Raw genomic sequence first — 21,663 nt, 5'->3', positions numbered from 1 at the left:
TGTAGGTCGCGAGAGCTGGACACAGGGTGAGGCGCGCGAGTGAGGGGGTCCGGCGGCACCGCTCTCGACGGCGTGTATGGTGGAGGTGCGACGCGGGGTGGAGCAGCTCGGTAGCTCGCTGGGCTCATAACCCAGAGGTCACAGGTTCGAATCCTGTCCCCGCTACTCCTCCGGAGGGCCCGGCCACCACGGTGGCCGGGCCCTCCGTCGTCCCGGGACCGTGTTGTGCGTTCCGTCTCCTCCTCTCTAGCGTGACCGGTCACCGCTGACCGTTCGCAGGAGGAGCCGTGACCGTCGACGCCACCGCACCGGACACCGTCGACCTGGACGCGCTGGACCTCTCCGACCGGGAGTGGTGGCTGCGCCCGCCGGCCGAGCGGTACGCCGCCTTCGCCGCGCTGCGCCGGGAGCGGCCGTTCGCCTTCTTCGCCGAGCCCGAGATCCCGATGCTGCCGACCGGCCCGGGTTACTGGGCGGTGACCCGCTACGCCGACGTCGAGGCGATCAGCTCGCAGCCGGCCGTCTTCTGCTCGAGGCGGGGCGCGGTGTCCATCCAGGACATCCCGGCCGACCTCAACGAGTTCTACGGCTCGCTGATCAGCATGGACGACCCCCGGCACGCCAAGATCCGCCGCATCGTGTCCAAGACGTTCACCCCGCGCATGCTCGAGCGGACCGTGGACTCGGTGCGCACGGTGGTCGACGACGTCCTCGCGCGGGCCCGGCGGACGGCGGCTGCACAGGACGGGCGGATCGACGTCGTGGCCGACGTCGCCGCGCCGATCCCGCTGCAGGTCATCTGCGACATGATGGGGATCCCCGAGGCCGACCGGCCGATGGTCCTGGCCCACTCGAACGTCATCCTCTCCGGCGGCGACCCGGAGCTCGTCGAGGACCAGGACGACCCGATGACCGCCGTCCTGCAGGCCGGCATCGACCTGGCCGCGCTCATGGAGCGACTGGCCGCCGAGCGGCTGACCGACCCCCGCGACGACCTCACCACCGCCCTGGTCACGACCGAGGTGGACGGCGAGCGGCTGTCGCACCAGGAGATCGCGTCGTTCTTCATCCTGCTGCTGGTCGCCGGCAACGAGACCACCCGCAACGCCATCTCCCAGGGCGTCCTGGCCCTCGCCGAGCACCCGCAGCAGCGCGCCCGCTGGATGGCCGACCCCGGGCTGGACCGCACCGCCGTCGAGGAGGTGGTGCGCTGGGCGAGCCCGGTCACCTGGATGCGGCGCACGGCCACCCGGGACGGCGAGGTGAACGGCCACCGGTTCTCCGCCGGCGACAAGTTCCTGCTGTTCTACGCCGCCGCCAACCGGGACCCCGCCGCCTTCCGCGACCCGGAGGTCTTCGACCTCGCCCGCGACCCCAACCCGCACGTGGGCTTCGGGTCGCGCGGCCCGCACTACTGCCTGGGTGCCCACCTGGCCCGCCGGGAGCTCGCGGTGACCTTCCGGGCGCTGTTCGACCAGCTGCCCGACCTCGAGGTGGCCGGCCCCCCGGACCGGCTGCGCTCCTCCTTCGTCAACGGGGTCAAGCGGCTGCCCGCCCGGCTGACCGGGGCCGCGTGATGCGGGTCGTCGCGGACCTCGACCGCTGCGTCGGCTCCGGCCAGTGCGAGCTCCTGGTCCCGGAGGTCTTCGAGGTCGGGGACGACGGCGTGGTCACCGTGCTCCAGCCGGAGCCGGGCGCGGACCAGGAGGCCGCGGTCCGGGACGCCGTCGCCCGGTGCCCCACCGAGGCGCTGTCCCTCACCGACTGAGGAACAACGTCGCCGGGCCGGGTGGTTGCCGCCCGCATGGAGCTCACCGTCACCGACGTCCCGGAGGCCGACCGCTACGAGGTCCGCGACGGCGACCGGGTGCTGGGCCTGGCCGCCTACCGGCGGCACGGGGACCGCGTCGTGTTCACCCACACCGAGGTCGACCCCGACCAGGAGGGCAGCGGAGTCGGCAGCACGTTGGCCCGCGGTGCGCTGGACGACGTCCGGGCGCGGGGGCTGCGGGCGGTGCCCCGGTGCCCGTTCATCCGCGGCTGGATCGCCCGGCACCCGGACTACGCCGACCTGGTCGACGCGCCCCAGCACTGACGGGGCGCCAGCGGAGTGCAGCAGTGCAGGAAGGCTGCGTTCCCGCACCCCGTTTCAGGCGAGGGCCTGGTCGAGGTCGGCCAGCAGGTCCTCGACGTCCTCGATGCCGACCGACAGGCGCACCAGGTCGCCGGGCACCTCCAGCGGTGAACCGGCCGCGCTGGCGTGGGTCATCCGGGCCGGGTGCTCGATCAGCGACTCCACGCCGCCGAGGGACTCCGCGAGGGTGAACACCCGCGCCCGCTCGCACACCCGCAGCGCGGCGTCCTCACCGCCGGCCAGCCGGAACGACAGCATCCCGCCGAAGCCGGACATCTGCTCGACCGCGACGTCGTGGCCGGGGTGGTCGGGCAGCCCCGGGTAGAGCACCGAGGTCACAGCGGGGGAGCCGAGCAGGAACTCGGCGACGCGGGCGGCGTTGGCCTGGTGCCGGTCCATCCGGACGCCGAGGGTCTTGATGCCGCGCAGCACCAGCCAGGAGTCGAACGGCCCGGCCACGGCGCCCATCGCGTTGTGGGAGAAGGCCAGCCGCTCGGCGAGGTCGGCGTCGTCCCCGACCACCAGGGCGCCGCCGACGACGTCGGAGTGCCCGCCGAGGTACTTGGTCGTCGAGTGGACGACGACGTCCGCCCCGAGGGTCAGCGGCTGCTGCAGGTAGGGCGAGGCGAAGGTGTTGTCGACGACGAGCAGCGCCCCCGCCTCGTGCGCGACCTCGGCCAGCAGCGCGACGTCGGCGATGTTGAGCAGCGGGTTGGTCGGCGTCTCGCACCAGACCACCCGCGTCGTCGGCCGGATCGCCGCCCGCAGCGCGTCGACGTCGTTCAGGTCCGCCGGGGTGTGCTCGACGCCCCAGCGCGAGGCCACCTTCGAGATCAGCCGGAACGTGCCGCCGTAGGCGTCCCCGCCCAGGACGACGTGGCTGCCCGGCTCGCAGACCGTCCGCAGCAGGGTGTCCTCCGCGGCCAGCCCGGAGGCGAAGGCCAGCCCGTGCCGGCCCTGCTCGAGCGCGGCGAGCGCCTCCTGCAGTGCCGTCCGGGTGGGGTTGCCGCTGCGGCTGTACTCGTAGCCGCCGCGCAGCCCGCCGACGCCGTCCTGCTTGTACGTCGTCGTCAGGTGCACCGGGACGATCACCGCGCCGGTCGCGGGGTCCGGGTCCTGCCCGGCGTGGATGGCGCGGGTGTTGAAGCCGGGCAGCCGCGGGGAGGAGGTCATGCGCCGACCGTAGGCGCGAGGCCGGCCAGGTGACCGAGCACGTCCTGGCGGGTGACCACGCCGGCCGGCTTGCCGTCCTCGTGCACGAGCAGCGCGTCGGCCTCGCCCAGGGCGGCGACCGCGGCGCTCACCGGCTCGCCGGACCCGATGATCGGCAGCGGCTCGGACATGTGCCGCTCGACCCGGTCGGACAGGCTGGCCCGCCCGCCGAACAGCGCGTCCAGCAGCGCCTTCTCCGACACCGACCCGACCACCTCGCCGGCGGTCACCGGCGGCTCGGCCCGGACGACGGGCAGCTGGCTCACGCCGTACTCGCGGAGGATGTCGATCGCCTCGCGCACCGTCTCGTTGGGGTGGGTGTGCACCAGCTGCGGGGTGGCTCCGGACTTCGTGGCGAGCAGCTCGCCGACGCTCTCCCCGCCGGTCTCCTCGAGGAAGCCGTAGTCGGCCATCCACTCGTCGTTGAAGATCTTGTTCAGGTAGCCGCGGCCGCCGTCGGGCAGCAGGACGACGACGACGTCGTCCGCGGTCAGCCGCGCGGCGGCGTGCAGCGCGGCCACCACCGCCATCCCGCACGAGCCGCCGACGAGCAGCCCCTCCTCGCGGGCCAGCCGGCGGGTCATCGCGAAGGAGTCCGCGTCGCTGACGGCGATGATCTCGTCGGCCACGGTGCGGTCGTAGGCCGACGGCCAGAAGTCCTCACCGACCCCCTCGACCAGGTAGGGCCGGCCGGTGCCGCCCGAGTAGACCGAGCCCTCGGGGTCGGCGCCGACGACCCGCACCCGCCCTCCGGAGGCCTCCTTGAGGTAGCGGCCGGTGCCGCTGATCGTCCCGCCGGTGCCGACGCCGGTGACGAAGCAGGTGACCCGGCCCCCGGTCTGCGCCCAGATCTCCGGGCCGGTGGTCTCGTAGTGCGACTGCGGGTTGGCCGGGTTGGAGTACTGGTCGGGTTTCCACCCGCCGGGCAGCTCGCGCGCCAGCCGGTCGGACACCGAGTAGTAGGAGCGCGGGTCCGCCGGGTCGACGGCGGTGGGGCACACGTGCACCTCGGCCCCGTAGGCCTTCAGCACGTTGATCTTCTCCTGGCCGACCTTGTCCGGGCAGACGAAGACGCAGCGGTAGCCGCGCTGCTGGGCGACCAGGGCCAGGCCGATGCCGGTGTTGCCGCTGGTCGGCTCCACGATCGTGCCGCCCGGCTGCAGCGCGCCGCTGGCCTCCGCGGCGTCGACCATGCGCACGGCGATCCGGTCCTTCACCGACCCACCGGGGTTGAGGTACTCGACCTTGGCCAGCACCAGCGGCGCGTCCGGCCCCAGGTCGCGGGAGACCGAGCTCAGCCGCACCAGCGGGGTGTCGCCGACCAGGTCGACGACGGACTCGGCGTACTGCACGGGAGGCCCTCCTCGGCGGCCGGCCGGTCGCCGGCCCGTCGCGGTCCATCCCACCAGACGGGACGCGCCCGCGCGGGGTGTCACTCGGCGCGGTGGCGGGCACCGGCCGGGCATGACCGAGACCGTCCCCGCGGTGCCGCTCTCCGGCGGCGGCGCCATGCCGCTGCTCGGCTTCGGCACCTGGCAGCTGACCGGCCCCGGCTGCTACGACGCCGTCCGCACCGCCCTGGACGCTGGCTACCGGCACCTGGACACCGCGACGATGTACCGCAACGAGGCCGAGGTCGGGCGGGCGCTGCGCGACTCCGGCGTCGACCGGGACGAGGTCTTCGTGACCACCAAGCTGCCGCCCCGCGAGGCCGGCCGGGCCGACCGGACCCTGGCGGCGTCGCTGGCCGCGCTCGGGATCGACGTCGTCGACCTGTGGCTGGTCCACTGGCCGCCCGGCGGCGGGAGCGAGGCGGCGTGGGAGCGCTTCGTCGCCGCCCGCGAGGCCGGCCGGGCCCGGGCGATCGGCGTCAGCAACCACTCGCTCGCGCAGGTCGACCGGCTGACGCAGGCGACCGGCGTGACTCCGCAGGTCAACCAGGTCAGCTGGGCGCCGGCGAAGTACGACGCGGCGGTCGAGGCGGGGCACCGGGAGCGGGGCGTCGTCCTGGAGGGCTACAGCCCGTTCAAGAACACCGACCTCGGGGACCCGGTGCTGCGGGAGGTCGCCGACGCGCACGGCGTCACCCCCGCGCAGGTGGTGCTGCGCTGGCACGTGGAGCACGGCGTCGTCGTCATCCCGAAGTCGGCCACGCCCGAGCGGATCCGCACCAACCTGGCGATCGGGGACTTCTCCCTGACCGACGACGAGGTGCGCCGGATCGACCGCCTGTCCCGGGCGTGAGCGGAGCCGGACGACGACACCCCCGTTGCGCCTTGCCGCCCGGGCCCCCGGACCCGACGCTGGGCCGATGAGCAGGCTGAGGCAGCGGTGCCCGAGGTGACGACGGTCGACGACTCGGTCTTCGAGGGCTCCTTCTGGCGGGACCCCTACCCCGCCTACGAGCGGCTGCGCGCGCAGACCCCGGTGCGCGAGGTGGCGCTGCCCCGGGGCGGCAGCACGTGGATGATCACCCGTTACGACGACGTGCGCGCGGCCTTCACCGACCCGCGGCTGGTCAAGGACCACCGGGCGCTCCTGCCGCCGGAGGCCCGCGCGCAGGCCCCGCGCCTGCCGGGCCCCTTCGGGTCGATGATGATCCTGCTCGACCCGCCGGACCACACGCGGCTGCGCCGGCTGGTCGCCCGCGCCTTCACCCCGCGGCGCACCGCCGAGCTGCGTCCGCGCATCGAGGCCCTGGCCGCCGCCCTCCTCGACGCCCTGCCCCGCGACGAGCCGGTCGACCTGCTGGCCGGCTACGCGGTGCCGCTGCCCATGGCCGTCATCTGCGAGCTGCTCGGGGTGCCCGACACCGACCGCGACGCCTTCGGCACCTGGTCGCGCGCCCTGGTCGACGACCACGACGACGTCGACGAGCAGCAGGCCACCGCGGGCCTGGCCGACCACCTGTCCGCCCTCGTCGAGGACAAGCGGCGCAACCCGGACGGCGCCCTGGTCTCGGCCCTGGTCGAGGTGTCGGAGGCCGGTGACCAGCTCAGCACCGAGGAGGTCGTCGCGATGGGCGTGCTGCTGCTCATCGCCGGCCACGAGACCACGGCCAACCTCATCGGCAACGCGGTGCTGGGCGTGGCGACCGACGACGCGCTCCGCGAGCGCCTGCTCGCCGACCCGCAGCGGGTCCCCGCGGCGGTCGAGGAGTTCCTGCGCTGGGACGGCCCCGTGCACAACGCCCCGCTGCGCTTCGCCGCCGAGGACGTCGAGTACTCGGGCACCACCATCCCCGCGGGGTCGGTGGTGACGCTCTCGGTGGGCGCGGCCAACCGCGACCCGGAACGCTTCGACCGTCCCGCACTGCTCGACCCCGACCGCGATCACGCGGGGCACCTGGCCTTCGGGCACGGGCTGCACTACTGCCTGGGTGCCCCGCTGGCGCGGCTCGAGGGTGAGGTCGCCCTGCGGTCGCTGCTCGACCGGTTCCCGGGCCTGCGCCTGGCCGTGCCCCCGGAGGACCTGCGCCACCGGCGCAGCGTCATCGTCCACGGCCTGGAGCGGCTGCCGGTGCTCCTCCCTCCGGCCGCCGGCTGAGCGAGGATGCGGCGGTGACCTCCTCTGCCTACGGCGACCGCCCGGAGCGTGCCCGATGACCGACCCGAACTGCGGGGTGGCCCACGGGGCGCCGTCCTCCGAGGCAACCGGCCGGACCCTCGTCGCCGTCTTCGCCTCCCCGGTGGCCGAGGTGCTGGGGAGGTGGGCGCCCGAGCTGGGCTTCCGCACCGTGCTGCTCGACCCCGACCCGGCCCGCGGCGCCGACGTCCCCGCCCTCGCCGAGCTGGACGGCGACCTGGCCGACGCCGACGTCGTCGTCACCGACCACCACCGTCCCGAGCTCGGGGAGGTGCTTCGGGACGCGCTGGCCCGGCCGGTCCGCTGGGTGGGCGTCATGGGCAACCCGCGGCACGAGGGCCCGCACGTGGCGGCGCTGGCCGCGCTCGGCGTGCCGCCGGAGGAGGTCGCGCGGGTGCACCGGCCCATCGGGCTGGACATCGGCTCCCGGACCCCGGCGGAGATCGCGCTGAGCACGCTCGCCGGGCTGCTGGCCGACCGCAACGGCCGCACCGGCGGGTTCGCGCACCGGCCCCGGTGAGCGGCGTCCTGCTCGGCGCCGACCTCGGCACGAGCGGGCTCAAGCTGGTCGTCCTCGACCCCGACGGCACCGTGCTCGCTGAAGGCGAGGCCGGCTACCCGCTCGACCGGCCGCGGCCCGGGTGGGCGCAGACCGACCCGGCCGCCTGGCGCCGCGCCCTCGACGACGCCCTGGCGCAGGTGGCCCCGGCGCTGGCCGGCCGGCGGATCGGCGGCCTGGGCCTGTCCGGGCAGATGCACGGCACCGTCCTGGCCGACGCCGCGGGGCGGCCGCTGGCGCCGGCGGTGCTGTGGCCGGACGCCCGCGCCACCGACGAGGTGGCCCGCTGGCGCGCCCTGCCGGATGCCGACCGGGCCGCGCTGGCCAACCCGCTGGTCCCCGGCATGACCGGGCCGGTGCTGGCCTGGCTGGCCGCGCACGACCCCGCCCTGGTCCGGCGGGCGGCCACGGTCCTCCTCCCCAAGGACGCGCTGCGCAGCGAGCTGGTGCCCGACGCCGACCCGCGGATCACCGACCGCAGCGACGCCTCCGGGACGCTGCTCTGGGACGTCGTCGCCGACGCCTGGTCGGCGCCGGCGGCGCGGGCCGCCGGGATCGAAGCGGAGCTGCTGCCCGCCGTGCGGCCGTCGGCCGAGGTCGTGGGCGACGCCCGTCTCCCGGTCGGGGGGGTACCCGTGGTCGTGGGCGGTGCCGACACCCCGCTGGCCCTGCTCGCTGCCGGGACGGGAACCGCCCGCCAGGTCAACCTGGGCACCGGCGCGCAGGTGCTGCGGCCCGGGGCGGTGCCGGCGCCGGCCGACGACCCGCCGGTGCACTGCTATGCCGACGTCGAGGGCGGCTGGTACGCGATGGCCGCGCTGCAGAACGGCGGGCTGGCCTGGTCGTGGGTGTGCGACGTCCTGGGGCTGACCAGCGCGGAGCTGTTCGCCGCCGCGGCCGGCGTCCCCGCCGGCGCCGGGGGAGTGGGGTTCCGGCCGTTCCTCACCGGCGAGCGCGGCGGTGTGGCCGACCCGGCCGACCGGGGCAGCTGGACCGGGCTGTCCGCGGGCACGACCCGCGCCGACCTGGCCCGCGCCGCCGTCGAGGGGGTCGTGTTCGCGGTCGGGGCGGCGGCCGACCTGCTCGGCGGCCGCGGTCCGGTGCTCCTCACCGGGGGCGGGGGCCGCGCGCCGGTCGTCCAGCAACTGGTCGCCGACGTCCTCGGGGAGCCGGTGCGCCCCGTCGCGATCCGCAGCGCGTCGGCGGTGGGGGCCGCGCTGCTCGCCGGACGGGGGACCGGTGCGGACGTCGCCGCCCCACCGGCGACCGGCCCGGTCGTCGAGCCGCGTCCGTCCCCGGAGCTGCGGGCGGCGCTGGAGCGCTGGCGCGAGGAGTGACCGGAACGGCTGCGGGATACGACCCGTTGACCGGACGAGTCCCGTCCCCGAGTGCCGAGGAGGCGATCGCGACATGGCGTCGCTGTTCACCAAGTTCACCCAGTTCGCCAACACGCCCAAGGGCCGGCAGGTCATCCAGCAGGCGACCGAGAAGGCCCAGCAGCTGGCCCGGGACCCGCGGACCCGCGCGAAGATCGACGAGGCCCGCCGTCGGTTCCAGGGCGGCCGCGGTGCCGGGAACACCGACCGCGGCTGGGGCGTCGGCCACTGACGAAGGACCACCCTCCTCCCCACGCCTCGCACGCGCAGGCGGAGGGCCCCTGGAGGGTGGCCGTTCCAGTACGTCACCTCGGCCGGGCCCGTCGGGGCCCGGCCGGGGTCGTCAGGCGCGCGGGCGGAGCAGCTCCAGCGCCGCGTCGTGCAGCGTGCCGTTGGTGGCCAGGGCGCTGCCACCCGCCGGCCCCGGCGCGCCGGTGAGGTCGGTGAACCGGCCACCGGCCTCCCGCACGATGACGTCGAGCGCGGCCAGGTCCCACAGCGAGACCTCCGGCTCGCAGGCGACGTCGACCGCGCCCTCCGCGAGCAGCACGTAGCTCCAGAAGTCGCCGTAGGCGCGGGTCCGCCACACGCCACGGGTCAGGTCGAGGAAGCCGTCGAGCAGCCCGCGCTCCTCCCAGCCCGCCAGGCTCGAGTAGCTCAGGCTCGCGTCCTCCAGCGAGCCGACCTTCGACACGGTGCAGCGGGTCGCGGACTCCAGCCGTCGGCCGGTCCAGGCACCGACGCCCTTGGCCGCCCACCAGCGCCGGTTGAGCGCCGGCGCCGAGACCAGCCCCACCACCGGCTCGTCGCCGTCGAACAGCGCGATGAGCGTCGCCCACACCGGCACCCCGCGGACGAAGTTCTTCGTCCCGTCGATCGGGTCGAGCACCCAGCGCCGCGGCCCGTGGCCGGTCACGCCCATCTCCTCGCCGAGCACCGCGTCGCGGGTGCGCGCCCGCGCCAGGGTGATCCGCAGCTGCTCCTCGACCGCCCGGTCGGCGTCGGTGACCGGCGTGAGGTCCGGCTTGGTGTCGACCTGGAGGTCGAGCGCGCGGAAGCGGTCCATGCTGATCGCGTCTGCCTGATCGGCGAGCACGTGCGCGAGGTGCATGTCCCCCGTGTAGTCCCGGCCCGGTGTCATGGGCACCGAACCTAGCGGGCGCCCGGCCGAACCCCGCGGAGCCGACCCCGCTCGGGCCCCCCGGGTGGTCGGTCCCGGGCGGCGCCTCCTGGACGCCGAGGGGGGTCACCACGTGCCGGGTCCGCCCCCGGCCGGGCCGCGGCATACCGTCGCGGTGTGGACGCCGCGACGATCGCCGGGCTGCTGGCCGATCCGGCCCGCCTCAAGGTGGTCGCCGCGCTGGCCCTCGGTGCCGGCACGATCGAGGAGGTCGCGCAGGCCTCCGGGCTCCCGCTCAAGGACGTCGCCCTGGCCGCCCGCCGGCTGGCCCGCGCCGGCCTGGTGCGCCGTGACCGGCACGACCTCACGCTGCTCACCGACCGGTTCGGCGCCGCGGCCCGCGCCGCCGCGGAGGCCGCGCCGCCGCCCACGCCGCTCTCCGACGACCCGGCCGAGGACGCCGTCCTGTCCGCGTTCGTCCGCGGCGGGCGGCTGGTCTCCATCCCGGCGCAGCAGAGCAAGCGGCGCGTGGTCCTGGAGCACCTGGTGCGGGTGTTCGACGTCGGCGTCCGGTACCCCGAGCGGGAGGTGAACGCGCTGCTGGCCGTCTGGCACCCCGACACCGCCGCGCTGCGCCGCTACCTGGTCGACGAGGGGCTGCTCTCCCGCGAGGCAGGGCAGTACTGGCGCACCGGCGGGTGGGTCGACGTCTGAGCCGGTGCCGATCGGCGCGGTCGGCGCACGCTGCTCCGCCCGGCTCGAGCGGGTCCGCGCCCGCGCCGACCGGTCCGGTCGGCGCCGGCGCGGACGTCAGGTCAGGCGACCGTGGTCAACGCGGTGGTGTCGACCCGTCCGAAGACGTCCACGACGACGTCCGCCACGTCGGCCGAGTACACCGACTGCGTCACCTGGAAGAACAGCGGGATGACCGGCATGTCCTCGAGCAGCACGTCCTCGGCCCGGTTGTAGGCGGCGACCGCCTGCGCGTCGCTGGGAGCGGCGTTGCCCTCGGCGACGAGCGCGTCGACGTCCGGGTTGCTGTAGAAGCTCACGTTCGACCCCGCCGGCGGCTGGGCGTGCGTCGTGTAGAGCGGCTCCAGGTAGCTCTGCGGGCTCGGGTAGTCCATCGCCCAGCCCATGCGGAACGGGCCGGACATGCCCTGCTCGTCCATGAGCGGGCCGTACTCGGCTGGCGCGAGGTCGCCGCGCAGGACGTACTCGATCCCCAGGTTGCTGCGCAGCTGGTTGCCGAGGGCCTCCGTCCAGGCGTCGTTGCCGGCGCCGGCGTTGAACCACAGCTCGATCGGCTCACCGCGGTCGAACCCGGCCTCGTCGAGCAGGGCGTCGGCGCGGGCGACGTCCAGGACGCAGTACCCGCAGGCCCCGTCGCGGTGCCCCGGGACGACCGGCGCCACCAGCGAGTCCGCGGGACGGCGGGTGCCGGAGAAGAGGGCCTCGGTGATCGCCTCCCGGTCGATGGCCATCGAGAGCGCCTGGCGGACGCGACGGTCGGCGTAGCGGTCGTCGTAGAGGGGCAGCGCGAGGAAGGTGAAGGCGGAGGCCTCGGTCTCGAGGTAGCGGCCGGCGAAGTCCTCCTCCGCCGTGCCGGCGGCCTCGGCCGGGACGTTGGGGACGACGTCGAGCCCGCCGGCCAGGGCGTCGGTGTAGGCCGTCGCGAGGTCGGTGTAGACGCGGTACTCCACGGCGTCGACCGTGGCCGCACGCGGGCCGGCGTAGTCCTCGTAGCGCGCCAGCGTGATGCCCTCTCCCGGCACGTAGCCCCCCTCGGCCCGGAACGGCCCGTTGCCGATCGGTCGGAGACCGAAGCCCTCGGGGTCCTCGAAGTAGGCCCGGGGCAGCGGGAGGAACGGGCTGTAGCCGACGGTCACCGGGAACTGCGCGAACGGCGCGCTGAGCGTCACGGTGAAGGTCCGGTCGTCGACGACGCGCAGCCCGCTCATCTCGGTCGCGAGCGGTTCGCCGGTCGGCTCGCCGTCCTCGCCGACGGGCGCCTGCAGGTCGTCGTAGCCCATGACGTTGGCGAAGAAGTAGGACCCGGCCATCGCGTGGGGGCTGTAGGCGGTGGCGTTCCACGCGTCCACGAACGACGACGAGGTGACCGGGGAGCCGTCGTGGAAGGTCCAGCCGTCGTGCAGCCGGACCGTCCAGGTCGTGTTGTCGGCCGACTCGATGGACTCGGCCACCCCCGTGTACTCGACCGAACCGTCGGACGCGTACTCGACCAGCCCGGTCCACAGCGACTCGAGGACCTGGGTGCCGTACTCCTCGACGGTGTTCCCCGGCACCAGCGGGCTCTCCGGCTCGCCGATGGCGATGCTCACCGCCTCGGGAGCGGGGTCCGCCGCTGACGGCGACCCGCAGGCGGTCAGCAGGAGGCCGGCGGTGGCGAGCGCCACCAGTCCGGCGGAACGACGTCCGGTGTGCATGGGTGTCCTTCTCACGGCGATCGGGCTCGGAGGCTCGCGGCAGGGTGGGCGGTCGCCCGGTCGGAGGGAGCCGCTCGCGGTCGAGACGGCGGTCCCCGTAGACGACGGCGGGTTGTGGTGCCCCCCGGAGGCCGCGTCCCGTACCGGTCACCCGAAGGAGGGAGCCGCCGGTCCCACCGGCCGACCCCGAGCCGCGCCCGCCGCTGCGCGACGTCGGGAGCCGGGGCGACGGGTGGCGAGTCCGCGTGAAACCGGTGGTCCGCGCGGCGACCGGGCCCCACACTTCCCGCGTGCCCGACGCCGCCGCGTTCCGCGCCCTCGCCCGGTCCTCGCCGTGGCGCTGGTCGACGCTGCGGTTCACCGTGCGCCGGCCGGGCCACCCGTGGCGGCCGGACAGCCTGCGGGCCTGGCTGCGCCGCCCCGCCGACCTCCGGGTCGAGTCGCTGGACGGCGTCCTGCTGCAGGTCGTCCACGAGCCGCCGCAGCAGGTCGGCGTCCTGACCTCGGACGGCGGACGCACGGTGACGCTGCCGTGGCCGGCCGAGGGCCCGCCCCCGGTGTACCGGCCCGACGGGCTGGTCGCGCACCGCCCCGACAGCCTCGCCTACGACGCGCCGATGTACCAGAGCTACGACTGGGTGGCGATGCTCGATCCGGTCGAGCTCGCCGACGGCCGCGACCCCGGCACCGGGGCGCCGGGGCCGGCCGGGACCGCGATCGACTCGGTGACCGAGGTCGAGCACGGCGGCCGGCCGGCGTGGGAGGCGCTGGTCCGGACGACGCCGGCCTACGACCCGCGCTGCACCTGCTGCACCCTGCTCCGCTCGCGGCACGTCGACGAGGCGGAGGCCACCGCGGGTGGCGGCGACGCGGTGCTCGCCGAGTACCCCGAGCGGTACCGGGTGCGGCTCGACGCGGGCACGGGCGTCTGCGTGTGGATCGACGACCCCGAGAGCCTGGCCCCCGGGCTGGACCTGCGCATCGAGGCCGTCGACGAGCCGATGGACGACGCGCTGTTCCGCTGACGGCCTCCCTGCAGGGTCCCGCCGCGAGCGCGCGAGCGGTGGGGGGCAGGGAGGTCCTCTCAGTAGCCGGGGCCGAGCTGTCCGACGGCGTCGAGCAGCCGGCGCAGGCTCTCCAGCCGCTCCTTGCGGGCCGGGGGGCCGGCGCCGGCCCAGGCGTCCAGTGCGCAGTCGGGGTCGTCGGCGGTGTGCCCGCACCCGGGCGGGCAGTCGACGGCGGCCTCGGCGACGTCGTCGAACGCGGCGACCACGTCCTCCGCGGTGACGTGCGCCAGGCCGAACGAGCGGATGCCCGGGGTGTCGATGACGGTGCCGCCACCGGGCAGGTCCAGCAGCACCGCCGACGACGAGGTGTGCCGGCCCTTGCCGACCTTGGTCACCTCTCCGGTCGCCCGGTCGGCGTCGGGCACGAGGCGGTTGACCAGGGTCGACTTGCCGACACCGGACTGGCCCACCAGCACGCTCATCCGGCCCTCGAGGCGGCTGAGCAGCCCGTCCAGCGGGGTCTCCCGCGACATCGGGACGGCGTCCACCTCGAGCCCGGCGTAGCGGTCCAGCAGCGGCTGGGGGCTGGCCAGGTCGGTCTTGGTGAGGCAGAGCAGCGGCTCCAGGCCACCGGCGTAGGCGGCCACCAGGCAGCGGTCGAGGAAGCCCAGCGCCGGGTCGGGGTCGGTGACGGAGGTGACGACCACCAGCTGGTCGGCGTTGGCCACCACCACCCGCTCGGTCGGGTCGGTGTCGTCGGCGGTGCGCCGCAGCGACGTCGCGCGGTCCTCGATGACGACGATGCGCGCGAGGGTGTCCGGCCGGCCGGTCGTGTCGCCCACGATCCGGACCCGGTCACCGACGACCACCCCGTGCCGGCCCAGCTCGCGGGCGCGCATCGCGGTGACGTCGACCGGCGCGCCGTCGGGCCCCTGGATCCGCACCGTCATCCGGCCGCGGTCGACCGCGACCACCAGCCCCGGGACGGCGTCGTCGTGCGCGGGCCGGGTGCGCGTGCGCGGCCGGGACCCGCGGCGGTTGGGCCGGACCCGGACGTCGTCCTCGTCCATCCGGCGGTCGTTGCGGCGGGGACTCAGGGCCGGGCTCCCGCCACCGTCGTGCTCAGCATCGCGTTCCACCGCTCGACGAAGTCGGGCAGCGTCTTGGTCACCGCGCCCGGGTCGGCCACCTCGACCCCGTCGATCGCCAGCCCGAGGACGGCGGCCGCGTGCACCATGCGGTGGTCGGCGTAGGAGTCCAGGCGGGCCGGACGGCGGGGGCCCGGCGAGATGACCAGCCCGTCGGGCAGCTGCTCCACCGTCGCCCCCACGGCGGTGAGCACCTCGTCGAGGGCCTGCAGCCGGTCGGTCTCGTGGCCGCGCAGGTGGCCGATGCCGGTCAGCCGCGACGGCTCGTCGGCCAGCGCGCACAGGGCGGCCAGCACCGGGGTCAGCTCGCCGACCTCGCCCAGGTCGGCGACGAGCGGCCCGATGCGGCCGGGCCCGGTGACCCGCAGGCCGTCGTCCGCCCGGACCACCGACGCGCCCATCGAGGTCAGCAGGCGGTCCAGCTGCCCACCGGGCTGGGTGGTCCGCGCCGGCCAGTCGCGGACGGTGACCCGGCCGCCGGTGACCAGCGCCGCCGCGAGGAAGGGCGCGGCGTTGGACAGGTCCGGCTCCAGCACCTCGTCGCGGGCGGCGATCGGGCCGGGGGACACCCGCCAGCCGCGCTCGGTGGTGGCCACCTCGACGCCGTGCTCCCGCAGCGACTCGACGGTCATCTCCACGTGCGGCATCGAGGGCAGCCCGCCGGCGAGGGTGAGGTCGACGCCCTCGTCGAAGCGGGTGGCGGCCAGCAGCAGGCCGGAGACGATCTGCGAGGACTCGCTCGCGTCCACCGTCACCGCGCCGCCGCGCACCCGCCCGGTGCCGTGCACGGTGAACGGCGCCCGGCCGCGGCCGCCGTCGTCCACCTCGACGCCCAGGTCGCGCAGCGCCGCGAGCAGGCCGGCGTTGGGGCGCTCGCGCAGCCGGGGGTCGCCGTCGAGCCGCACCGGTCCGGTGGCCAGCGCGGCGACCGGCGGCAGGAAGCGGAGGACCGTGCCGGCCAGCCCGGCGTCCACCTCGGCCGGGCCGCGCAGCTCCCCGGGGGTGACCAGCCAGTCCTCGGCGTCGTCCTCGACCCGGACGCCGAGCGCGCGCAGCCCGGCGGCCATGAGCTCGGTGTCGCGGGCCCGCAGCGGGCGCACCAGGCGGCTGGACCCGCCGGCCAGCGCCGCGAGCACGAGCGCGCGGGCGGTCAGCGACTTGGAGCCGGGCAGGGCCACGACGGCGTCCACCGGCGTGCGCCGGTGCGGCGTCGTCCAGACCTCGCTCATGAGGGCCATCCTGCCCTGTCGCGCCGACGGGCCGGCCGGCGCGACAGGGCAGGGAGGGCTCAGCCCGCGGCCGCGGCATCCGCGGGCTTGGCCGTCTTGGCCCCGGCCACGCGCACCAGGCGGCGGTTGGCGAACTCGAACATGCCGAGCTCGGAGAGCTCCCGGCCGTAGCCGGAGTTCTTCACCCCGCCGAAGGGCAGCTCCGGCGAGGTCCCGGACGGCGAGTTGATCCAGACCATGCCGGAGTCGACCTGGTCGGCGACCTTGCGGGCGCGCTCGACGTCGCTGCTGAAGACGGTGGCGGACAGCCCGTACGGGGTGTCGTTGGCCAGCCGGACCGCCTCCTCCTCGCTGGAGACGCGGTAGACGACGCCGACCGGGCCGAACAGCTCCTCGCGGTAGGCCCGCATCTCCGGCGTGACGTCGGCCAGCAGGGTGGCGTGGACGTAGGCGCCCTCGCGGTCGGGGCGGCCGCCCCCGGCGAGCACCGTCGCGCCCTTGTCGACCGCGTCCTGCACCTGGGCGGTGAGGTCGGCCGCGGCCCGCTCGGAGGACAGCGGGCCGAGCCGGGTGGACGGGTCGCGGGGGTCGCCCGGCTGCAGGCCCTGGAAGACCTCGGTCAGGCCGCTGACGAACTCGTCGTAGACGTCGTCCATCACGATGAACCGCTTGGCGGCGATGCACGCCTGCCCGGCGTTCATCGTCCGGGACATCGCGGCGGCCTTGACCGTCCTCTGCACCTCGGGGGCGTCCAGGACGATGAACGGGTCGCTGCCGCCGAGCTCGAGCACCGACTTCTTCAGGTACTTGCCCGCCAGCGAGGCCACGGCGCTGCCCGCCCGGTCGCTGCCGGTCAGCGTCACGCCGGCCACGTGCCGGTGCGCGATCACCTTCTCGACGTCGGAGATGCGCAGGAACAGGTTGGTGTAGACGCCCTCGGGGACGCCGGCGTCGGAGAACAGCCGCTCCAGGGCGAGCGCGGTCTGCGGGTTGTTCTCGGCGTGCTTGAGCAGGATCGTGTTGCCCAGGACCAGGTTGGGGGCCGCCACGCGGGCGACCTGGTAGAGCGGGAAGTTCCACGGCTCGATGGCCAGCAGGACGCCGGTCGGCTCGTTGACGACGACCGCCTCGCCGTCCATGACGTCGATCGGCCGGGGCTCCAGGAAGCGCGGGCCGTTCTTCGCGTAGTAGTCGAAGATGCCGGCGACCAGCATGGCCTCGCCGGCGGCCTCGCGGACCGGCTTGCCCATCTCGCGGGTGATGAGCGCGGCCAGCTCGTCGCGGCGCTCGGTCATCAGCTCGCCGATCCGGCCGACGATCGCGGCGCGCTCCTCGACCGGCCGGCGGCGCCACTCCTGGAAGGCCGCGTGCGCCCTCTCGACGACGCCCTCGACCTCGTTGCTGTCGAGGAAGGGGAACTCCTTCTCGGTCTGCCCGGTGGCCGGGTTGACGGTCGCGTAGGGCCGGTCGCCGGTGGTGCCGGCCGTCTTGCCGGCCGGGACGGTCTTGGTGGTGGTCACTGCGGTGTGCCTCCGTCGCGGTGCTCGGGTGTGTCCGGTCCGTCCTACCCCTCGCCCCTGGGGGCACGCGCCGGGGACGCCGGATGTCGGGAGGGCGATCTAGGCTCGCGACCACGGTCCGCCGGGCCGCCGCCCGCAGTCGCCCGCCGTCCGCCCGCAGGGAGGAGTGCCGCCGTGTGTGGCCGCTACGCCGCCAGCCGCCGTCCCGAGGACCTCGTCCTCGAGTTCGAGGCGGTCCGCGCCGAGGGGCAGACCGCGCTCCCGGCCGACTACAACGTCGCCCCGACCAAGGACGTCTACGTCGTGCGGCACAAGAAGGAGCGGGACGCCGGGGGGAGCCCCACCGGCGCCGGGCACCGCGAGCTGCGCAGCGTGCGCTGGGGCCTGGTGCCCTCCTGGGCCAAGGACGCCTCGGTGGGCAACCGGATGCTCAACGCCCGCGTGGAGTCGCTGACCGAGAAGCCGGCGTTCCGCTCCGCGGCCCGCTCCCGCCGCTGCCTGGTGCCCGCCGACGGCTGGTACGAGTGGGCCAAGCGGCTGGACGAGCCCGGCAAGCAGCCGTACTACATCACCCCGCAGGACGGCTCGGTGCTCGCCTTCGCCGGGCTGTGGGAGGTGTGGGGGAAGGGCGACGACCGCCTCTACACCTGCACGATCGTCACCGAGCCGGCCGTCGGGGCGCTCACCGAGATCCACGAGCGGATGCCGCTGGTCCTGCCCCGGGACCGCTGGGCGGCCTGGCTCGACCCCGCCCGCGACGACGTCGACGCGCTCACCGCGCCGACCCCGCCGGAGGTGGTCGAGGGCCTGGAGCTGCGGCCGGTGGGCAACGCGGTGAACAACGTGCACAACAACGGCCCGGAGCTCGAGGCCCGCGTCGACACGGTGAGCCCGCCGGCCGACCAGCCCGCCCTCTTCTGAGGTGGCCGGCATCGAGGAGGCCCTGCCGCCGGTCGCGCGGGAGAGCCGGCCGGGCGCGCTGCCCGGCTGGGTGGCCGCGGTCGTCACGTTCCTGTCCTCCGGAGCGGTGCTCGTGCTGGAGATCGCCGGGCTGCGGCTGATCGCCCCCTACGTCGGGATCACGCTGCAGACCAACACCGCGGTCATCGGGTTCGCGCTGGCCGCGATCGCCGTCGGCGCGTGGGCTGGCGGTGCGGCCGCCGACCGCACCGACCCGCGGCGGATGATCGCGCCGCTCATGGTCGCCGGGGGCGCGCTCGTCGTCGCCGTCCTCCCGCTGGTGCGCTTCGCCGGGTCGTGGCTGACCGGGCCCGAGGCGGGCAGCGTGCTGCTGCTGGCCGCGGTCGCCGTCGTCGTCCCGGCCGCGCTGCTGTCCGCGGTGCCGCCCATGGTGGTGAAGCTGCAGCTGGCCAGCCTGGAGGAGACCGGCTCGGTGGTCGGCCGGCTGTCGGGCATCGGCACCCTCGGCGGCATCGCGGCCACCTTCGTCACCGGCTTCCTGCTCATCGCGGTCTTCCCGACCAGCGGCATCCTCGTCGGCACCGGCGTCGTGACCGCGGCCGTCGGGCTGGTCGTCGGGGTCCTGCTGCGCCGGCGGTCCGCGGGCGGGGCCGGCCGGGTGCCGGTCGCGCTGCTGCTGCTCGGCGTCGTCGGGGCGCTGCTGGCGGCGGTCGCGCCCACGCCCTGCCAGTCCGAGACCGCCTACCACTGCGCCCGCGTGCTGGCCGACCCGGAGCGGGACACCGGCCGGGTGCTGATGCTGGACACGCTGCGGCACTCCTACGTCGACCTCGCCGACCCGACGTACTTGCAGTTCGAGTACGTCCGGGCGATCGCCGCGGTGGTCGAGGGGACGCGACCGGAGGGGCAGCCGCTGTCCGCGCTGCACCTCGGCGGGGGTGGGCTGACCCTGCCGCGGTACCTGGCCGCGACCCGGCCCGGCACCGAGAGCCTGGTGCTGGAGGTCGACCCGGGCGTGGTCGACATGGACCGCGAGCAGCTGAACCTGGCCGAGTCCGAGCAGCTGCGGGTGCGCGTCGCCGACGCCCGCGTCGGCCTGGCCGACGAGGCCCCCGGGGAGCGCGACGTCGTCGTCGGGGACGCCTTCGGCGGCCTGTCCGTCCCGTGGCAGCTGACCACCGTCGAGGCCCTGCAGCTGGTCGACGAGGCCCTCGCCGAGGACGGCGTGTACGTCGCCAACCTCATCGACCGCCCCCCGCTGGGCTTCCTCAGGGCCGAGCTGGCCACGCTGCGGGAGGTGTTCCCGCACGTGCTGCTGCTGGCCCGCGCGCCGGTGCTGGCGGGGGAGGACGGCGGTAACGTCGTCGCGGTGGCCTCCCAGCAGCCGCTGCCCGCCGACGCCATCGAGGCCGCCCTGCGCGCGCAGGACCTCGCCTGGCAGGTGGCTCAGGGCGAGGAGCTGACGGCCTTCGTCGGGGACGCCGACGTGCTCACCGACGACCACGCGCCGGTCGACCAGATGCTCACCACCTACTCGCGCCCGACCGGCTGAGCGGCATCAACGGCCGATCGGGGCCGTGCGCGCCCGCGTGAGCCGGACCAGGTCGGCCGGGGCCAGCTCCACCTGCAGCCCGCGCTTGCCGGCGCTCACCATGACCGTGTCGAAGCCCAGCGCCGTCTCGTCCACGACCGTCGGCAGCGCCTTCTTCTGGCCCAGCGGGCTGATCCCGCCCCGCACGTAGCCCGTCGTCCGCTCGGCGTCGGCCGGGTCGGCCATGGCCGCCTTGCGGCCACCCGTGGCAGCGGCCAGGGCCTTGAGGTCCAGGGTGCCGCTGACGGGGACGACGGCGATCGTGAGGACGCCGTCGACGCGAGCCACCAGGGTCTTGAACACCTGGCGCGGGTCGGCGCCGAGCGCGGCCACCGCCGCCTCGCCGTGCCCCTGGTCCGACGGGTGCTCGGGGTTGTAGGGGTGCAGGGTGTGCGCCACGCGGGCCTTCTCCAGAGCCCGCACCGCGGGGGTCGCCGCCACGGCGCCGCAGCGTAGCCAGGGGTCGCCGTGATCTGCCTCTGTGTGGGAATGGAGCCCGGCTGCGACGCGGTTGGACAGGCCGTGAGCAGCACCCTCTCCACCAGCACCCGCCCGCGGGTCGCGCACCGGCGTCCCCCGGGCCGTCCGGATGCGGCGCGGCTAGGATCGGCCGAGGCGGTGTCCCGCGTCCGGGGCCCGCAGAGAGGACGGTCGGTGCCCGAGGAGTCCGCGGACCAGACGCCCCAGGTGGAGTCGGCCGACCCGGCCGCCGCCGCGCCCGTGGAGGTACCCGAGGCGCGCGAGGGCGGCAGCCGGACCGAGGTGGCCGAGACCCGCGCCGAGCGCGACGCCCGCTTCGAGCGGGATGCGTTGCCCTACCTCGACCAGCTCTACCCCGCGGCCCTGCGCATGACCCGCAACCCGGCCGACGCCGAGGACCTCGTCCAGGAGACGTTCGTCAAGGCCTACTCGGCGTTCCACCAGTTCGCCGAGGGCACCAACCTCAAGGCCTGGCTGTACCGGATCCTGACCAACACCTACATCAACAGCTACCGCAAGAAGCAGCGCCAGCCGCAGCAGTACCCCACCGACCAGGTGCAGGACTGGCAGCTCTACGCCGCCGAGGAGCACACCTCCAGCGGCCTGCGGTCGGCGGAGATCGAGGCGCTGGACCACCTGCCGGACTCCGACATCAAGGAGGCTCTGCAGCAGCTGCCCGAGGACTTCCGCCTGGCGGTCTACCTCGCCGACGTCGAGGGCTTCGCCTACAAGGAGATCGCCGAGATCATGGGCACGCCCATTGGCACGGTGATGTCCCGCCTGCACCGCGGCCGCCGGGGACTGCAGAAGCTGCTGGCCGACTACGCACGTGAGCGCGGGTTCGTCCGCGCCGGGGCCGGGGAGGAGGCGAGCCACTCGTGACCGACGACGTTCGCGGGGGCGGCGAGCCCATCGAGATCCACTCGTGTGACGACGTCCTGTCCCACGTCTTCGAGTTCCTCGACCACGAGACCGACGACGCGCGGCGCGACGTCATCGCCGAGCACCTCGAGGAGTGCTCGCCGTGCCTGCGCCAGTTCGGCATCGAGCAGGAGTTCAAGGCGCTGGTCCGCCGCCGCTGCGGGGGTGACACCCCGCCGCCGGGTCTGCGCGACCGGATCAAGCTGCAGCTGACGAGCGTCTCGTTCGAGGAGGACGGCACACAGGTCAGCGTCGAGAAGCTCACCGTCGAGCGGACGCAGGAGAGCCCCACCGCCTGAGAACGCAGCAGCGGGCCCCCCCCCCCGCCCGCGGGGGGGGGGGGGGGTGGGCCGCCCCCCGGCGCGCCCCCTGCGCCGCCGCAGGCCGGGGGGCGCCCGGGGTCCCTACCGCGT

22 protein-coding genes and 1 tRNA gene are annotated in these 21,663 nt (G+C 75.4%); 15 read left to right on the top strand and 8 right to left on the bottom strand.

All coding sequences use genetic code 11. The features are described 5' to 3' along the window. Window positions 1-91: 91 nt before the first annotated feature. From ACI782_RS08935 to ACI782_RS08920, 4 genes are all read left to right on the top strand, one after another. Window positions 92-165 (top strand) — tRNA-Met (locus ACI782_RS08935). 122 nt (window positions 166-287) lie between these two features. Beyond that, on the top strand, window positions 288-1,577 hold the full coding sequence (locus ACI782_RS08930) for a cytochrome P450 (protein ID WP_456908224.1): 1,290 nt from the start codon (window positions 288-290) through the stop codon (window positions 1,575-1,577). Continuing rightward, complete coding sequence (locus tag ACI782_RS08925) at window positions 1,577-1,768, top strand: ferredoxin (protein WP_456908222.1); 192 nt, start codon at window positions 1,577-1,579, stop codon at window positions 1,766-1,768. Before ACI782_RS08930 ends, ACI782_RS08925 begins: the two co-directional genes overlap by 1 nt. 36 nt (window positions 1,769-1,804) lie before the next feature. Beyond that, window positions 1,805-2,095: a GNAT family N-acetyltransferase gene (locus ACI782_RS08920; RefSeq protein WP_456908220.1), complete on the top strand. Its 291-nt coding sequence runs from the start codon at window positions 1,805-1,807 to the stop codon at window positions 2,093-2,095. Between the two features lie 54 nt (window positions 2,096-2,149). On the opposite strand, the gene ACI782_RS08915 is transcribed toward ACI782_RS08920, so the two are convergent. Both ACI782_RS08915 and ACI782_RS08910 read right to left on the bottom strand, forming a co-directional pair. Then, on the bottom strand, window positions 2,150-3,307 hold the full coding sequence (locus ACI782_RS08915; RefSeq protein ID WP_456908219.1) for a cystathionine gamma-synthase: 1,158 nt from the start codon (window positions 3,305-3,307) through the stop codon (window positions 2,150-2,152). Beyond that, window positions 3,304-4,698 (bottom strand): cystathionine beta-synthase, encoded by a 1,395-nt coding sequence (locus ACI782_RS08910; protein WP_456908217.1) that lies wholly within the window; start codon window positions 4,696-4,698, stop codon window positions 3,304-3,306. Before ACI782_RS08910 ends, ACI782_RS08915 begins: the two co-directional genes overlap by 4 nt. Window positions 4,699-4,810: 112 nt before the next feature. On the opposite strand from ACI782_RS08910, the gene ACI782_RS08905 reads away from it, so the two are divergent. The 5 genes from ACI782_RS08905 (at window position 4,811) to ACI782_RS08885 (ending at window position 9,098) form a co-directional block, all read left to right on the top strand. Further along, window positions 4,811-5,590, top strand: coding sequence for an aldo/keto reductase (locus ACI782_RS08905; protein ID WP_456908215.1), 780 nt, complete (start codon window positions 4,811-4,813; stop codon window positions 5,588-5,590). Window positions 5,591-5,677: 87 nt separating this feature from the next. Then, complete coding sequence (locus ACI782_RS08900; RefSeq protein ID WP_456908213.1) at window positions 5,678-6,892, top strand: cytochrome P450 family protein; 1,215 nt, start codon at window positions 5,678-5,680, stop codon at window positions 6,890-6,892. A 55-nt stretch (window positions 6,893-6,947) separates the two neighbouring features. Next, window positions 6,948-7,451, top strand: a complete 504-nt coding sequence (locus ACI782_RS08895) for an XdhC family protein (protein ID WP_456908212.1) — start codon at window positions 6,948-6,950, stop codon at window positions 7,449-7,451. After that, window positions 7,448-8,827, top strand: coding sequence for an FGGY family carbohydrate kinase (locus tag ACI782_RS08890; protein ID WP_456908210.1), 1,380 nt, complete (start codon window positions 7,448-7,450; stop codon window positions 8,825-8,827). Before ACI782_RS08895 ends, ACI782_RS08890 begins: the two co-directional genes overlap by 4 nt. Window positions 8,828-8,900: 73 nt before the next feature. Beyond that, entirely contained in the window at window positions 8,901-9,098 is a 198-nt protein-coding gene (locus ACI782_RS08885) for a hypothetical protein (RefSeq protein ID WP_456908208.1), read from the top strand. A gap of 111 nt (window positions 9,099-9,209) precedes the next feature. On the opposite strand, the gene hisN is transcribed toward ACI782_RS08885, so the two are convergent. Further along, entirely contained in the window at window positions 9,210-10,007 is a 798-nt protein-coding gene (gene hisN / locus ACI782_RS08880) for a histidinol-phosphatase (protein ID WP_456908207.1), read from the bottom strand. 156 nt (window positions 10,008-10,163) lie between these two features. Between hisN and ACI782_RS08875 the strand changes: the two genes are divergently transcribed. Further along, window positions 10,164-10,700, top strand: a complete 537-nt coding sequence (locus ACI782_RS08875; protein WP_456908205.1) for a DUF2087 domain-containing protein — start codon at window positions 10,164-10,166, stop codon at window positions 10,698-10,700. A 101-nt stretch (window positions 10,701-10,801) separates the two neighbouring features. Here ACI782_RS08875 and ACI782_RS08870 read toward each other — a convergent pair whose 3' ends face one another. Then, a complete protein-coding gene (locus ACI782_RS08870) occupies window positions 10,802-12,433 on the bottom strand; it encodes a peptide ABC transporter substrate-binding protein (RefSeq protein WP_456908203.1) in 1,632 nt (543 codons plus the stop codon). A 290-nt stretch (window positions 12,434-12,723) separates the two neighbouring features. On the opposite strand from ACI782_RS08870, the gene ACI782_RS08865 reads away from it, so the two are divergent. Continuing rightward, window positions 12,724-13,458 (top strand): hypothetical protein, encoded by a 735-nt coding sequence (locus ACI782_RS08865; protein ID WP_456908201.1) that lies wholly within the window; start codon window positions 12,724-12,726, stop codon window positions 13,456-13,458. Between the two features lie 59 nt (window positions 13,459-13,517). Here the strand turns inward: ACI782_RS08865 and rsgA are convergent, their stop codons facing one another. The 3 genes from rsgA to ACI782_RS08850 are packed head-to-tail and all read right to left on the bottom strand — an operon-like array spanning window position 13,518 to window position 17,337. Further along, the gene (rsgA, locus tag ACI782_RS08860) at window positions 13,518-14,510 is read right to left on the bottom strand and encodes a ribosome small subunit-dependent GTPase A (protein WP_456908199.1); all 993 of its coding nucleotides are present in this window, start codon (window positions 14,508-14,510) and stop codon (window positions 13,518-13,520) included. Between the two features lie 23 nt (window positions 14,511-14,533). Continuing rightward, window positions 14,534-15,817, bottom strand: a complete 1,284-nt coding sequence (gene aroA, locus ACI782_RS08855; protein WP_456908197.1) for a 3-phosphoshikimate 1-carboxyvinyltransferase — start codon at window positions 15,815-15,817, stop codon at window positions 14,534-14,536. 59 nt (window positions 15,818-15,876) lie between these two features. Beyond that, entirely contained in the window at window positions 15,877-17,337 is a 1,461-nt protein-coding gene (locus tag ACI782_RS08850; protein WP_456908195.1) for an NAD-dependent succinate-semialdehyde dehydrogenase, read from the bottom strand. A 174-nt stretch (window positions 17,338-17,511) separates the two neighbouring features. Here ACI782_RS08850 and ACI782_RS08845 point away from each other — a divergent pair, with 174 nt between their 5' ends. Continuing rightward, entirely contained in the window at window positions 17,512-18,258 is a 747-nt protein-coding gene (locus ACI782_RS08845) for an SOS response-associated peptidase (protein WP_456908193.1), read from the top strand. Window position 18,259: 1 nt separating this feature from the next. After that, window positions 18,260-19,810, top strand: a complete 1,551-nt coding sequence (locus ACI782_RS08840) for a fused MFS/spermidine synthase (protein ID WP_456908191.1) — start codon at window positions 18,260-18,262, stop codon at window positions 19,808-19,810. A 6-nt stretch (window positions 19,811-19,816) separates the two neighbouring features. Here ACI782_RS08840 and ybaK read toward each other — a convergent pair whose 3' ends face one another. Next, on the bottom strand, window positions 19,817-20,290 hold the full coding sequence (gene ybaK / locus ACI782_RS08835; RefSeq protein WP_456908189.1) for a Cys-tRNA(Pro) deacylase: 474 nt from the start codon (window positions 20,288-20,290) through the stop codon (window positions 19,817-19,819). Between the two features lie 213 nt (window positions 20,291-20,503). Between ybaK and ACI782_RS08830 the strand changes: the two genes are divergently transcribed. Both ACI782_RS08830 and rsrA read left to right on the top strand, forming a co-directional pair. Continuing rightward, on the top strand, window positions 20,504-21,211 hold the full coding sequence (locus ACI782_RS08830) for a sigma-70 family RNA polymerase sigma factor (protein WP_456908187.1): 708 nt from the start codon (window positions 20,504-20,506) through the stop codon (window positions 21,209-21,211). Next, window positions 21,208-21,549 carry a mycothiol system anti-sigma-R factor gene (gene rsrA, locus ACI782_RS08825; protein WP_456908185.1) on the top strand — a complete coding sequence of 114 codons (342 nt, stop codon included), beginning with the start codon at window positions 21,208-21,210 and terminating at the stop codon, window positions 21,547-21,549. The genes ACI782_RS08830 and rsrA overlap by 4 nt, the downstream gene beginning before the upstream one ends. Window positions 21,550-21,663 lie beyond the last annotated feature (114 nt).

Source organism: Geodermatophilus sp. SYSU D00703, assembly GCF_054050155.1.
Note: the sequence above shows the minus strand (reverse complement) of the source record. Positions and strands in the feature narration are given on the sequence as shown.

Excerpts from the sequence above, each read along its gene's own strand:
- ACI782_RS08925 (WP_456908222.1), top strand. The coding sequence starts at position 1,577 with ATGCGGGTCGTCGCGGACCTCGACCGCTGCGTCGGCTCCGGCCAGTGC.
- ACI782_RS08920 (WP_456908220.1), top strand. The coding sequence starts at position 1,805 with ATGGAGCTCACCGTCACCGACGTCCCGGAGGCCGACCGCTACGAGGTC.
- ACI782_RS08915 (WP_456908219.1), bottom strand. The coding sequence starts at position 3,307 with ATGACCTCCTCCCCGCGGCTGCCCGGCTTCAACACCCGCGCCATCCAC.
- ACI782_RS08905 (WP_456908215.1), top strand. The coding sequence starts at position 4,811 with ATGACCGAGACCGTCCCCGCGGTGCCGCTCTCCGGCGGCGGCGCCATG.
- ACI782_RS08895 (WP_456908212.1), top strand. The coding sequence starts at position 6,948 with ATGACCGACCCGAACTGCGGGGTGGCCCACGGGGCGCCGTCCTCCGAG.
- ACI782_RS08885 (WP_456908208.1), top strand. The coding sequence starts at position 8,901 with ATGGCGTCGCTGTTCACCAAGTTCACCCAGTTCGCCAACACGCCCAAG.
- hisN (WP_456908207.1), bottom strand. The coding sequence starts at position 10,007 with ATGACACCGGGCCGGGACTACACGGGGGACATGCACCTCGCGCACGTG.
- ACI782_RS08870 (WP_456908203.1), bottom strand. The coding sequence starts at position 12,433 with ATGCACACCGGACGTCGTTCCGCCGGACTGGTGGCGCTCGCCACCGCC.
- rsgA (WP_456908199.1), bottom strand. The coding sequence starts at position 14,510 with ATGGACGAGGACGACGTCCGGGTCCGGCCCAACCGCCGCGGGTCCCGG.
- aroA (WP_456908197.1), bottom strand. The coding sequence starts at position 15,817 with ATGAGCGAGGTCTGGACGACGCCGCACCGGCGCACGCCGGTGGACGCC.